The organism is Caulobacter sp. HMWF025 (assembly GCF_003060965.1).
Lineage (GTDB): Bacteria > Pseudomonadota > Alphaproteobacteria > Caulobacterales > Caulobacteraceae > Caulobacter.
Genome location: NZ_QAII01000001.1, coordinates 51,839 through 64,538 on the forward strand (window position 1 = coordinate 51,839; position 12,700 = coordinate 64,538).

Annotated in this window: 12 protein-coding genes; 3 read left to right on the forward strand and 9 right to left on the reverse strand. The window is 64.7% G+C overall.

What is annotated here, in order from left to right; all coding sequences use genetic code 11:
- Both purN and purM read right to left on the reverse strand, forming a co-directional pair.
- Positions 1–532 (reverse strand): phosphoribosylglycinamide formyltransferase (gene purN / locus DBR10_RS00225; protein WP_233243119.1); only part of this gene is annotated, 532 nt, incomplete at its 3' end.
- Positions 533–1,558 carry a phosphoribosylformylglycinamidine cyclo-ligase gene (gene purM, locus DBR10_RS00230; protein ID WP_108504042.1) on the reverse strand — a complete coding sequence of 342 codons (1,026 nt, stop codon included), beginning with the start codon at positions 1,556–1,558 and terminating at the stop codon, positions 533–535. It lies immediately after the preceding gene.
- A gap of 113 nt (positions 1,559–1,671) precedes the next feature.
- Here purM and rnd point away from each other — a divergent pair, with 113 nt between their 5' ends.
- Positions 1,672–2,844, forward strand: a complete 1,173-nt coding sequence (gene rnd, locus DBR10_RS00235) for a ribonuclease D (RefSeq protein ID WP_108504043.1) — start codon at positions 1,672–1,674, stop codon at positions 2,842–2,844.
- 130 nt (positions 2,845–2,974) lie between these two features.
- Positions 2,975–4,636 carry an ATP-binding protein gene (locus tag DBR10_RS00240; protein WP_233243122.1) on the forward strand — a complete coding sequence of 554 codons (1,662 nt, stop codon included), beginning with the start codon at positions 2,975–2,977 and terminating at the stop codon, positions 4,634–4,636.
- A gap of 40 nt (positions 4,637–4,676) precedes the next feature.
- Here the strand turns inward: DBR10_RS00240 and DBR10_RS00245 are convergent, their stop codons facing one another.
- The 7 genes from DBR10_RS00245 to DBR10_RS00275 all read right to left on the reverse strand — a co-directional run bounded on the left by DBR10_RS00245 (position 4,677) and on the right by DBR10_RS00275 (position 11,836).
- Complete coding sequence (locus DBR10_RS00245; RefSeq protein WP_177486122.1) at positions 4,677–4,949, reverse strand: hypothetical protein; 273 nt, start codon at positions 4,947–4,949, stop codon at positions 4,677–4,679.
- A gap of 157 nt (positions 4,950–5,106) precedes the next feature.
- Positions 5,107–6,588: a Ppx/GppA phosphatase family protein gene (locus DBR10_RS00250; protein WP_108505342.1), complete on the reverse strand. Its 1,482-nt coding sequence runs from the start codon at positions 6,586–6,588 to the stop codon at positions 5,107–5,109.
- A 63-nt stretch (positions 6,589–6,651) separates the two neighbouring features.
- Positions 6,652–7,053 (reverse strand): hypothetical protein, encoded by a 402-nt coding sequence (locus DBR10_RS00255; RefSeq protein ID WP_108505343.1) that lies wholly within the window; start codon positions 7,051–7,053, stop codon positions 6,652–6,654.
- Positions 7,050–9,272, reverse strand: a complete 2,223-nt coding sequence (locus DBR10_RS00260; protein WP_108505344.1) for an RNA degradosome polyphosphate kinase — start codon at positions 9,270–9,272, stop codon at positions 7,050–7,052. Before DBR10_RS00260 ends, DBR10_RS00255 begins: the two co-directional genes overlap by 4 nt.
- A gap of 231 nt (positions 9,273–9,503) precedes the next feature.
- Positions 9,504–10,208, reverse strand: coding sequence for a DnaA regulatory inactivator HdaA (hdaA, locus tag DBR10_RS00270; RefSeq protein WP_108556067.1), 705 nt, complete (start codon positions 10,206–10,208; stop codon positions 9,504–9,506).
- Positions 10,209–10,325: 117 nt separating this feature from the next.
- Entirely contained in the window at positions 10,326–10,793 is a 468-nt protein-coding gene (locus tag DBR10_RS18815; protein WP_146184093.1) for a HEPN domain-containing protein, read from the reverse strand.
- A 2-nt stretch (positions 10,794–10,795) separates the two neighbouring features.
- Positions 10,796–11,836, reverse strand: a complete 1,041-nt coding sequence (locus DBR10_RS00275) for a GmrSD restriction endonuclease domain-containing protein (protein WP_108504293.1) — start codon at positions 11,834–11,836, stop codon at positions 10,796–10,798.
- A 207-nt stretch (positions 11,837–12,043) separates the two neighbouring features.
- Between DBR10_RS00275 and DBR10_RS00280 the strand changes: the two genes are divergently transcribed.
- A partial coding sequence (locus tag DBR10_RS00280; RefSeq protein WP_108556068.1) for an EcsC family protein occupies positions 12,044–12,700 on the forward strand: 657 nt, incomplete at its 3' end.

The window sequence follows — 12,700 nt, forward strand, 5'->3', positions numbered from 1 at the left end:
CCTGTTCAAGCACCCGCCGGGACAGCGCATGCTCGTCGTCGCCGGCCAAAACCGGCACGCGGGCCTGGCCGAGGATCGGACCCTCATCGACCCCGGCCGTGACCAGATGCACCGTACAGCCGGCTTCGGCTTCACCGGCGGCGATGGCGCGAGCGTGAGTGTCCAGGCCCGGATAGGCCGGCAGCAGGGACGGATGGATGTTCAGCATCCGGCCTGCCCAGGCATCGACCAGGAAGGGGGTGAGGATCCGCATGTAGCCGGCCAGGGCAATGACCTCGATCCCGCGCGTGCGCAGGGCCGCGTCAATGGCCCGCTCGTGGGCCTCGCGGTCCCTGCCGTACGGCTTCTGGTCGACGCAAAGCGCCTCGATCCCGGCCGCAGTGGCGCTGGCCAGCCCGCCGGCGTCCGGCTTGTTGGCCAGGACGAGGGCGATCTCGAACGGGCAGTCAGCGGCGGCGGCCGCCCGGACCAGGGCGTCCATGTTGGAGCCCCTGCCGGAGATCAGGACGGCGACCTTGGTCCTCGACCGCATTTAGCCGGCAACCAGCTGGCCGCAGATGAACGCGTCCTCGCCGGCATTGAGCAGGGCGGCCAGCACGGGTTCGGCGTCCGAGGCGGCGACCACCAGGATGAAGCCGACGCCGCAGTTGAAGGTCCGGCGCAGCTCGTGATCGGCGATCCCGCCGACCTCCTGCAGCCAGGCAAAGACCGGCGGCAGCGGCCACGCGTTCCAGTCGAACTCGGGCACAAGGCCCTTGGCGATGCAGCGCGGCGGGTTCTCGATCAGGCCCCCCCCGGTGATGTGCGCGCCGCCCTTGACCCGGCCCGACTGCAGCAGGGGCAGGATCGACTTCACATAGATGCGGGTCGGGGCCATCAGGGCCTCGGCGAGGGTCTTGCCGGGCTCGAACGGGCAGGGGGCGTCCCAGGCCAGCCCCGAACGCTCGACCACGCGGCGCACCAGCGAATAGCCGTTGGAGTGCGGGCCCGAGGAGCCGATGCCGATGATCATGTCGCCGGCCCGCTGGCGGTCCAGCCTGGGCAGGACACCGTCACGCTCGACCGCGCCGACCGAGAAGCCGGCAAGGTCATATTCGCCGTCGCTGTACATGCCGGGCATTTCGGCGGTCTCGCCGCCGACCAAGGCCGCGCCGGCCAGCTTGCAGCCTTCGGCAATGCCGGCGACGACGCTCTTGGCCGTCTCGATGTCCAGCTTGCCGGTGGCGAAATAGTCGAGGAAAAGCAGGGGCTCTGCGCCCTGGGCCAGCAGGTCGTTGACGCACATGGCCACCAGGTCGATCCCCACCGTGGCGTGCATCCCGGCATCGATGGCGATGCGCAGCTTGGTCCCGACGCCGTCGGTGGTGGAGACCAGCAGCGGGTCGTCGTAACCGGCCGCCTTCAGGTCGAACAGGGCGCCGAAGCCGCCGAGGCTGCCATCGGCACCGGGACGACGGGTCGCCTTGGCCAGGGGCTTGATCGCCTCGACCAGGGCGTTGCCCGCATCAATGTCCACGCCCGACTGGGCATAGGTAAGGCCGCCTTGCTGATCGCTCATTGGTTCGCTCGGGTCTGCGGGAAGCGCTTGGAACGCCTCGACGCGCGGAAAAATACGGCCCGGGCCTGCTTGACGCTTGCAGACTCGGGGGTGCGCGAGGCTATTAGCAGCCGATGAAGCCGATCACCACTACCGCCGAGCTGGCGGCGTTTTGTAATGCGTTGCAGGGCCAGCCCTTCGTCGCCGTGGACACTGAGTTCATGCGCGAGACGACGTACTGGCCCAAGCTCTGCCTGATCCAGGTCGGTGCCCCGAATATCGAGGCCGTGATCGACCCGCTGGCGGAGGGCATCGACCTCGCACCGCTGCTGGACCTGATGCGCGACGAGAGCGTGCTGAAGGTTTTCCACGCCGCCCGTCAGGACGTCGAGATCTTCAACAATCTCGGGGCCATGCCGCGTCCGCTGTTCGACACCCAGGTGGCGGGCATGGCGGCCGGTTTCGGCGAACAGATCGCCTATGACGCCCTGGTCCGACAGATGCTGAAGATCGAGCTGGACAAGTCCAGCCGCTTCACAGACTGGGCGCGTCGGCCGCTGTCCGAAGCCCAGCTCACCTATGCCCTGGCCGATGTGACCCATCTGGCCTCGCTGTTCCCGACCTTGCGCGATCGTCTCGAAAACGCCGGCCGACTGGCCTGGGTCGAGGAAGAGATGAAGGCGCTCTGCGATCCGGCGGCCTATGACGTCGATCCTGAAAAGGCCTGGCGCCGCCTGCGGCCGCGCAAGACGGCTCCGAAATACCTTGCCGTCTTCAAGTCGGTGGCGGCCTGGCGCGAGCGCACGGCCCAGCAACGGGACCAGCCGCGCGGGCGGATCCTGAAAGACGAGGCGATCGACGAACTGGCCACCCAGGCCCCCACCTCGCTGGAGGGCCTCAACACCCTGCGCGGCGTGCCCAAGGGCTTTGGCGGCAGCAAGTTCGGTCCGGATCTGCTGGCCGCCATCAAGGCCGCTCTGGCTGATCCTGAAGGCTATGCTCCGGTGCTCGACAAGCCCGGTCCGCCGCCACCGGCCAATGCCGGGGCCGTGGTCGAGCTGCTCAAGGTGCTGCTGAAGGCCCGGGCCGAAGAAGCGGGTGTGGCCTCCAAGCTGATCGCCACCGTGTCGGATCTGGAAAAGATCGCGGCCGACGACAATGCCAGCACACCGGCTTTGGTCGGCTGGCGACGCGATGCGTTCGGAGCTGACGCCCTGAAGATCAAGCGCGGTGAGCTGGCGCTGGTGCTCGACGGATCGAGGGTGCGCGTGGTTGAAGTGCGGCGTGCGCCGAAGCCTGCGGAGTAGTTGCGCGTCGGGATCGCGTAAAAGTTGTCGGCTGCTCCCCCGCCGTGTGGTAAAGCTCGAACATAACCTATAGGACCGGTCCGGTCGTTTAGGGAGAGCTGGTGTGGCGCGGTTTTGGGATGAGCTCGCAGTGGCCTATCGGCCGGCCGCGATTTCCCGTCGCCATCAAATCCCGCTGCGTGTGTTTGTCATTCTGGTGCTGTGCGCCACCATGGCCTGGCGGCCGGGCTACCAGTTCCTGATCGGCTGGGCAGCGGCCTATTCGGTCGTGCAATTGGCGGAACAGCAGGCGCTGAAGGCCTTCCTGACCCAGGCCCGGCCCGTCAGGGTGATCGGCTTCAATCTCTTTACAGACCTGGCGATGGCGACCGTTTTCGGCTGGGTCGCCATCCCGCTGTGGCAACTGGGCACGCCGGCGGCAGCGGGGGCGGCGGTCCTGCTGATCTCCGGTTCGATCTTCACGGCCCTGATGGGGGCCGAGGGCTGTTTCACCGCTTTCCTGTCTGCGGTCTTTCCCCACCTCGTCTACATGTTCATCGTGCCGCTGGTCGGGGGCGCAGGCCACGATCCTGTGACGCCCTACTACCTGATCGGGGTCGGGTTGCTGGTCCTGGTCCTGCTGGTGGTCTTCAACTGGTCGCGGCGGGCGATGGAGGCAGAGCGCTCGGCGCGGCTGGCGGCCGAAGCCCAGACGGCCGCCAAGTCCGCCTTTGTGGCGATGGTCAGCCATGAGCTGCGGACGCCGATGAACGCCCTGCTGAATGGCGCTGCCATGCTGGAGCGCCAGATCGGAGCGGACCGCGCCGCGACAAGCCTGATTGCCGATTCCGGCGTGATGATGAAGACCCTGCTCAACGACCTTCTCGACTTCTCGAAGATCGAGGCCGGACGCATGGGGGTCGAGCAGGTCGACTACGACCTCAGGCTGGTTGTTCGCGATACGGTTCTGCTGTGGCGCGGCGAAGCGCGGGCCAAGGGCATCCGGCTGGATCTCAAGGGGGGCAGGGCGCTGCCACAGTGGGTGCGGGGTGACCCGATGCGCCTGCGTCAGATCCTCAACAACCTGCTGTCCAATGCGATCAAGTTCACCCACCAGGGCGGCGTGGTGCTGGCCATCCGCCTTGAGGGCGCAGCGTCTGCACGCGAGGTTCTGATCGACGTCGTCGATACCGGGCGGGGGCTCACGGCCGATCAGGTGGACCGCCTGTTCAGCCCCTACGAGCAACTGGCCGAGGACACCGCCCGCACCTTCGGCGGGACGGGGCTGGGCCTGGCGATCAGCCGCGACCTGGCCCGACTGATGGGCGGTGATCTTCGCGCGGCCCAGGATGCCGGCGGCGGGGCCCGGTTCATGCTGGTCCTGCCGGCTCCGGAGGGGCGGGCTCCTGCGCCTGAAACCGACCAGATTCCGGACGGGCAGCGTCTGGCCAGCGCCCTGCAGGTGCTGGTGGTTGATGACCACGACATCAACCGGCGCACCCTGCGCTACATGCTCGAGGCGATGGGGGCCGAGGTTGAGACCGCCGAGGATGCCGAAACGGCGCTGGCGGCGGCCGACGTGCGGGTCTTCGACGCCATTCTGATGGATGTAAGGATGCCGGGTGTGGACGGGCTTGAAGCGACGCGCCGCCTGCGTCGGGGCGGGCTCAATGCAGCCACGCCGGTCATCGCCGTCAGCGGCAGCAGCGCGCCGGAGGATATTGCGGCCTGCCATGCGGCGGGCATGACGGCCTGCGTCGAAAAGCCGGTCAATGCGGCCAGGCTCTACGAGGCCCTGTACGGCCAGGGCTGAGGCTTACCCCTTCCCTCGCTGAGGGAAGGGCTTCAATCGTCTAGTGCAGTTGGGTCATCGCACCGCTGGCGGCCAGGCCGAGGGCGCAGAAGACGGCGACATGGAAGGCGACGCCGATGGCGACCGTCCGGCGCACCGACCAGGTATTCTCCTGGGCAAAGACGCGGGCGATTTCAGACTGCAGGCTGCGGGCGGCGCTTTCGACCGGGGCATCGTCCTGACTGACGAGGCGAAGCTGAGGACCAGGCTTTCCAGCGGCCTTTTCCGGAGCCGGCGCAATAGCGTCGAGGTAATCCACTTTACGCTTCAGCATCACTGACCTCCTTATGTGTTTTCACGTAAGGTAGGCGGGTAGGGCTAACAAACCGTGCTTTTCGGGAAAGGTTATTGCTGTTCAGTTGGAAAATTTGCCCGAAATGGGTAGATTTATGCTGTGTTAAACATGTTTTGACCTGCGAGGACTTGGCTCGTCAGTTGATTTTAAGCTTCAGGCCGAGAAGCTGGGCCACGGTACTGGCGCGCTTGCTGGTCTGCTCTCCCAGCAACAGGTCAGCATAGCCGGCCTCGGCCGTCAGGCTCAGGTGGGCCTTGTCCAGCGACAGCCGCGACCGGGCCAGCAGGGGCGCGCTGCGACCCGAGAGGTCACAGCCCAGGCGGATGGTCGCGCCCAGGGCGCGGGCGCGCCGGAGGCGGGCCGGGTTCAGCAGACGTTCGACGACCTCAAGTTCCGGGGGATTGAAGGCCGTTGAATGCCGGGCATAGACCGCTGTGGCCAGGAAGGCGCGTTCGGCATGGCCCAGACCGGCGATCGGGGCCCGCAGAACCTGTTCAAAAACGAGGTCGGCCCGGTGGTCCGGGTGCAGCCGTGCGCCGAGATCGGCCAGGCGGCAGGCGGCCGCGACCAGGACCGCGTCGCGACCGTCGAAGACCGGGGGCAGGGTGGCAAAGGCTTCGGACAGCCAGGCCTCAAGGCCGCGGCCCAGGTCGTCGGCGACGCCCTGTCGGGCCCCGAGCGAGGCACAGCCCTCGATCAGCGGATCGAGGCCGCGAACGCGCGGGGGCATGGCCTCGAACAGCAGGCCTTCGCGAACGCCGAAGGCCGAGATCTCGATCCGCTTGAGGTCGAGTTGCTCAATCAGGGATTCCAGGACCACGGCGGCATAGGGAAGGGTCTCCGAGCGCTTCTTGCTCATCCCCTCGATCCGTTCCAGCGAGGCCTTCGACTGGTGCGCGACGAGCCGGGCGGCGTCGAGGGCCTCGGCGGCGCTGATCTCGTACTGGTGTACGACGTGCAGGGGATAGCCGGACAGCCGCATGTGCAGCAGGGCCAGGTTGCGCCAGGCCCCGCCGACGGCGTGGAAGCTGTCAGTCTTGAAGGCGCTGGCGACGGGGGCCAGGCGCTGGGCGCACAGCCGGCGCACGCGCTCGCCGTCAAAGCCGTCCGACAGCCCCAGGCTGAACGGTCCGAGCGGCAGGGTCACGCCGAGGCCGGCCCCGGTGGTCTCCAGCCGTACCAGTTCGAGGCTGGCCCCGCCCAGGTCGCCGACGACGCCGGTCGCCTCCGGCGCGCCGGCCAGAACGCCGAGGGCGGCATAGTGGGCTTCTTCCTCGCCGCTCAGGACGCGGACGGTCAGGCCGGTCTCGGCCTTGACCCGGGCGACAAAGGCCGGGCCGTCGCTGGCCTCGCGGGCGGCGGCGGTGGCGACCACGAAGGTCTCGGCCGGCGCGACGGCTTCCAGCACGGCCCGGAAGCGCTTCAGGGCCGCCAGGGTCTGCTGGACGCCCTCGGGCGACAGGCGGCCATGGGCCCCGAGGTCACGACCCAGCCCGGCCAGCACCTTCTCGTTGAAGACGGTCCAGATGGCGCGGCCTTCCAGCCGGTACACCACGAGGCGTACCGAGTTGGAGCCGATATCGATCACGGCCGCGTCGCGCGGCGCCGGAAAAGGCATGAGTCTGGTTTAGCCTATTGAGACGCAGGGGAAAGCGGGACCGGACGAAAATCGCGCGGGACGTCAGGACGCGCCATTAATCCGGCAAGCGAGCAAGCGCCAGCGGGTTTCGGTTCTTACGTAGAAGCAGGTGCCGAAAGTCTTCTGCGCGCCGTTCGCCCGTACGCCGCCCTTGGTGACCGCGTGATTGCCGTCCAGCAGCAGCATCTCGACGGTCGGCGCATAGTTCGGGCAGGATCCCCACGAGCGGATCTGTCCCAGGCGCAGGCCGGGACCATAGATTCGGCCTTTCGCCTGCAACTGGCGATCGACCGGGGCCAGGGCTTCGCCGTCGCCGATTCGGTCGATGCCGGGCACGCCGGGCTGGGCCAGGATGGCGCAGATCTGGGCCTGTTCCGCCCGTCCGGGACCGCAGCCCGCCAGCATCAGGACCGCCGGGACCGTCAGAAGGACGAGACGCCTCAACCCTTGCCTTTGCGGGGTCCGACGTGATCGAAGGCCGCCGGCAGGTCTTTCACCTTGTGCCCCCGGCCCGACAGGCTGGGATTGGTCATGAAGTAGTCATGGGCCGAGAAGGCCCCCTTCTTGTCCCAGGCCGGGTCGCGGGCATAGTGGCCCTCGCTGTCGAGGTTCCAGCTCTGGGCCTCGTCATTGAGATTGGCGACCATGATCTGGCTGAGCACCTGCTGGTGGACGGTCGGGTTCTCGACCGGCACCAGGCTTTCGACGCGGCGGTCGAGGTTGCGCGGCATCCAGTCGGCCGAGCTTATGAACACCCGCGACTGGGCGCTGGGCATTTCGGCCCCGTTGGCGAAGGCGACCACCCGGGCATGCTCCAGGAAGCGGCCGACGATGCTCTTGACCCGGATGTTCTCCGACAGGCCCGGCACGCCGGGACGCAGGCAGCAGATGCCGCGCACCACGAGATCGATACTGACCCCGGCCTGGCTGGCCTTGTAGAGGGCATCAATGATCTGGGGATCGACCACGGCGTTCATCTTGGCCCAGATCGCCGCCGGCTTGCCCGCCCGGGCATTGTCGGCCTCGACCGCGATCAGGCGCAGCAGATCCGGCTTGAGCGTCTCGGGGCTGAACGACAGCTTCTCCAGGCCGTGCGGCTGGGCATAGCCGGTGATGAAGTTGAACAGCTTGCCGCCGTCCCGGCCCAGCGGACCGTCGCAGGTAAACAGCGACAGGTCGGTGTAAACCTTGGCCGTCTGCGGGTGATAGTTGCCGGTGCCGAAGTGGCAGTAGGTGCGCAGGGCCTCGCCCTCGCGCCGCACCACCACCGACAGCTTGGCGTGGGTCTTCCAGTCCACGAAGCCGAAGACCACGTGCACGCCGGCCCGTTCCAGGTCGCGGGCCCATTTCAGATTGTTCTCTTCGTCGAAGCGCGCCTTGATCTCGACCAGGGCCGTGACGTTCTTGCCGTTGTCGGCCGCCTCGATCAGGGCCGCCACGATCGGGCTGTCCTTGCTGGTGCGATAGAGGGTCTGCTTGATCGCCACCACATTGGGGTCGCGCGCCGCCTGGCGCAGGAACTGCACCACCACGTCGAAGCTCTCGAAGGGATGGTGGACCAGGATGTCCTTTTCGCGGATCGCCGCGAAACAGTCGCCGCCGTGGTCGCGCACCCGCTCGGGGAAGCGGGCATTATAGGGCTTGAACTTGAGTTCCGGACGGTCGGGCGGGATCAGTTCGCTCATCTGGGCCAGACCCAGCTTGCCGTCGACCAGCACCACGTCCTCGGGCTCGGCGCGCAGGCCCTCGACGATGAAGTCGCGCAGGTCCTGCGGCATGGTGGTCTGGATCTTCACCCGCACCACCTGGCCCAGACGACGCTTCTTCAGTCGCGCCTCGAACTCGCGCACCAGGTCTTCGGCCTCTTCCTCGATCTCAAGATCGCTGTCGCGGATCAGGCGGAACAGGCCACGGCCTTCCACCTCGTAGCCGGGGAACAGGTGGTTCAAAAACAGGATGATGAAGCTTTCCAGGGCCACGATCTTGCGCTGGCGCTTCTTGCCGCGCGTCACCACGCTGGACAGTTCCCAGAACCGCTGCACCTGGCTGGGCACCGGCACCAGCGCATACATGTGCTTGTCGTCGGAGATCCGGCGCAGCTTCAGGGCCAGGCAGAAGCCGAGGTTCGGAATGAACGGAAACGGGTGAGCCGGGTCGATGGCCAGCGGCGTCAGCACCGGGAACATCCTTGTCAGGAACAGGTCCTCGGCCTTGACCTTGTCTTCGCCCTCGATGTCCTTGGCGTCGAGCAGTTTCAGGCCCTCGGCCCACAGCTCGGCCCGCACCTCGCGCCAGATCTTCTGCTGCTCGGCCATCAGGTTGCTGGTCGAGGCATTGATCCGGGCCAGTTGCTCGCCCGGGGTCAGGCCGTCCTGGCTGACCACCCGCACGCCCTCGCGCACCTGGCCCTTCAGGCCGGCGACGCGCACCATGTAGAATTCGTCGAGGTTGTTGGCCGAAATCGACAGAAACCGCAGGCGCTCCAGCAGTGGATGGCGCGGATTGGCGCTCTCTTCCAGCACCCGCTCATTGAAGGCCAGCCACGAGGTTTCGCGGTTGAAGAACCGTTCGGGCGAGGCCAGCAGCGCCTTGTCGAGGCGGCACGTCCCATCGGCGGCGTGGGTGGCGGGCGTGGCGAGAGTCAGGGCGGCGGTGTCGGGCATGCGGAGACTCTTAGGCGAACTTCGTTCCGTCATGGTGAACGCGCCAGATGACAGGGGCAAGACAAAGGGGGCTGCCTGCAAACTAACCGTGTCATCCCGGCTGGAGCGCGCAGCGCGGAGCGCCGGGACCCAGGGGCAACCGCCATGCGCCGGCCCCTGGGCCCCGGACAGCCTCTGCGAGGCTTCCGGGATGACAAGGCTTTGGCGCGGGAAAGGGAGCAGACCTCCCCCTTACTCTCCCTCGAAATCCAGTTCCGGATCGCTCAGGTCCAGCACCTGACCGGCCAGCAGCCGGTTCACCGGTCGCCCTTGCGCCGCCGCCGCCTCGTCCAGCAGTTCGACCACGGCGATGGCCTCGGCGGCCGAGCGGGGGATGCGGCGCAGCAGATAGGGATAGACGTCATGGGCCGGGGTGATGGCCCGGGCGGCGAAGGCCCGGCGTAGCACGGCCTCCAGCACGATGTCGTCGGGGGCCTCGATGCGGGCCACGGGCAGGGCGTTGAGGCGCGAGCGGAGGTCGGGCACCGCGCTGTCCCAGGCCACCGGGGCCAGGCGCGCGGTCAGCAGCAACGAGCCGCCGTCGACCCCGGCCATGTTGATCAGGTGAAACAGCGCCTCGTCGTCCAGCGCCCTGCCTTCCGCGCGGCGGTCGGCGTCCTCGACCAGCACGGCCCGGCCGCGCAGGGCCGGCAGGTCCAGCGGCGCGGCGTCCGGATCGGCGGCCTCGACCACCACGGCGTCCGCCTGCTGCGCCCAGCTGCGGGCCAGATGGGTCTTGCCGGTGCCCGCCGGCCCGACCAGGGCCAGCCGCCCCTCAGCCCAGTCCGGCCAGGTGTCCAGCCGCGCCACCGCCTCGCCATTGGTCGGCGACACGGCAAAGTGCGCCCGCTCAAAGGTCGGGGGGCTGATCAGCGGCAGTCTGAACTGACGGGACAAGGGGCAGGGGTCCAGCGGGGTTTACGGCTGGTGACGATATAGGCCGGGACCGGCGTCAGGGCGAGCGGCGCGGACGGTGGAAGGTGGGGATGAGGGGCGGGGAGGTGTGGATGGAGGCTATTCAATTGCCTTGCTGAGCGCATCCAAGATGCGCTCAGCTATTGGAAATGCCAACTTCACGTCGGATATGGTAACGCCGCCTCCGTTTCCGTGAGCATTCTGATGTCTATCGGTGATAATGTTATTGTAAATTGTTATCTCAGCATCTGAAAAATTGCTAGAAAACTGATCTTTGCAGTCGGCTCCAAACATTGCAGCAGTGTCAGCAATCTCCGATTTTTTAACTCGCTTTACGAGAGCCTCTCTGTGCTTCGCAAGGAAATAGGCCAGTTTCTCATCTCCTGCACCCATAAGCCTATTTCGAACAACCTCGTGGAGCCGCTGTTCCATTTCTGCATAAAAGGTAACGGTTGCCACTTGCGCGAGATAGTTTGAAACAAGTGCAAAATCCGGGCTGTTGGCGGCCTCGTTTTGGAGGTGCCGCTCTGCTACTTCCAAAACCATTGCTGTTCGCAGAAGCCGCATTTCTACTTAAGAGCCACAATAGCCTTATGAAGGCGCATATTTATAAATGACGCATCGCTCGTATTAAAGCTGATTGCATTATTATATTCTTTGTCGGATATGAGAGTTATGAGTTTTTCTTGTAAATTTAAGACGGTGCCGTTAGTCATGAGGGCAACCATTACGGAGTCGAGTAGGCCGTAGTTTAGTTTTCCGCGAAGATGAAATGGCTTCGATATCAGTTGATTGTAGGCCAGATCGACAGATTGCTCAAAGGAACTCCTTAGAGTTTCATAATCTTTATTATTCCTCTTTTTAAATTCCATATATTTATTTAGAAATTCCTTCATAGGCTTGTCGTATGCATCGCGATACTGAAGAAGTGCCAGAATTCGCAGTATTAGCTCAACGTCACGCAGCCTTTTGTCTGGTTGCCTTCTGCCAATCAAGGCGCGCCATTTCGGGTTTGTGTTCAAATCCTTTAGTAAATCTACAAACTCCCCAAAGCTTACCGATTGGCGTATTTCCATTGGATTCAGATTTACGCCGCCAGTATTTAACCTCTCAAAAATTTGATATATACTCGTATTATCGTCGGGGCTAAGTTGTTGAATTATTGTTGCCCGCAGTACTGATTGCTCTAACTTAAATCTCTCGCCTTCTGAAAGTTCTGAAAATGTCTTTCCTTCCCATTGCTTTTGAACTCCGCTAAGGCGAAAGATCTTATTTGAATCGAATCTTTCAAGTTGAAAATTTATTGCAGACATAATTCTTTGCTGACCATCAACAATATGATGCTCAGTTAATCCTTTAGGTCTAAATAGGAAAGTTCCAGGAACTGGCAGTCCAAGCAAAAAGGACTCAATAAGTTTGCTAGCTTTTTTTACGTCCCATACGTACTGACGCTGAAATTTTGGCACCACAAGTTGACCTGATCTATGTTGATCAAGATAACCCCGTAAAGTCGTGTCTGCTGGAAAATTTATGATCTCGAACTGAAGGGGGGCATATGCTTCATCTTCGGGCGACTCCTCAGTTTCATCGTAGGTCCAACCGTCAGACATGTACGCCTCGTAAAATGCCGCGACTGCTAATGGTCGCTGAAACAGGAGTAAGGGCGTGCCAGTCGTAGCGCGTCCACCGCGTTGTGCAACCTACGCGTTGTTGTTAGCCAGTTACGATGGAAGAGTGGCCCACCTCTCGTCTGTCGATGGCTACCGAGTCCTGCGCCCCAGCTTCTCCCGCAGGGGGAGAAGGACTATCTCCATCCCATGACCTCACCCCCTCCCGACCTCGCCGCCTGGCGCGCCCAGATGACCAAGCCGGCCGGACCGCTCGGCGGACTGGCCCGGCAGGCCCAGCAGCGCATCAACAGGATCATCCCTGAAAAGGTCCATGCCGCCGTCACCACGGCGATGGAGGGCCTGACGCGGGGTATTCTGACCGGGGCCGATTTCGCCACCGGCTCGCCGCTGCACGGCCTGACCCTGGACGAGCGCCGCGCCAGGGCTGCGGCCGCCATCGACGGCTGGAAGAAGACCGCCAGTGTCGAGGGCGGGATCACCGGGGCCGGGGGCTTTCTGGCGGCGGCGGCGGATTTTCCGCTGCTGATGAGCTTCAAAATCAAGCTGCTGTTCGAGATCGCCGCCATCTTCGGCCATGACGGCACCGACCTGGATGAGCGGCTCTATATCTTGCACATCTTCGAGCTGGCCTTTTCCGACAGTGCCCACCGCGCCCGGGTGCTGGCGGCGATGGACGACTGGGACGTGCGGCGGCATGAACGCCCGGCCAGCCTGGAGGCCTTCGACTGGCGGGCCTTCCAGCAGCAGTATCGCGACCATATTGATCTCGCCAAGCTGGCCCAGCTGCTGCCCGTGGTCGGCGCCCCGGTCGGGGCCATCGTCAACTGGCGGCTGGTCGAGTGG

Bases quoted from the DNA above. Each gene is read 5' to 3' on its own strand.
- DBR10_RS00245 (WP_177486122.1), bottom strand. From the start codon at position 4,949: ATGCTGAAGCGTAAAGTGGATTACCTCGACGCTATTGCGCCGGCTCCG.
- purM (WP_108504042.1), bottom strand. From the start codon at position 1,558: ATGAGCGATCAGCAAGGCGGCCTTACCTATGCCCAGTCGGGCGTGGAC.
- DBR10_RS00260 (WP_108505344.1), bottom strand. From the start codon at position 9,272: ATGCCCGACACCGCCGCCCTGACTCTCGCCACGCCCGCCACCCACGCC.
- rnd (WP_108504043.1), top strand. From the start codon at position 1,672: ATGAAGCCGATCACCACTACCGCCGAGCTGGCGGCGTTTTGTAATGCG.
- DBR10_RS00250 (WP_108505342.1), bottom strand. From the start codon at position 6,588: ATGCCTTTTCCGGCGCCGCGCGACGCGGCCGTGATCGATATCGGCTCC.
- DBR10_RS18815 (WP_146184093.1), bottom strand. From the start codon at position 10,793: ATGCGGCTTCTGCGAACAGCAATGGTTTTGGAAGTAGCAGAGCGGCAC.
- DBR10_RS00275 (WP_108504293.1), bottom strand. From the start codon at position 11,836: ATGTCTGACGGTTGGACCTACGATGAAACTGAGGAGTCGCCCGAAGAT.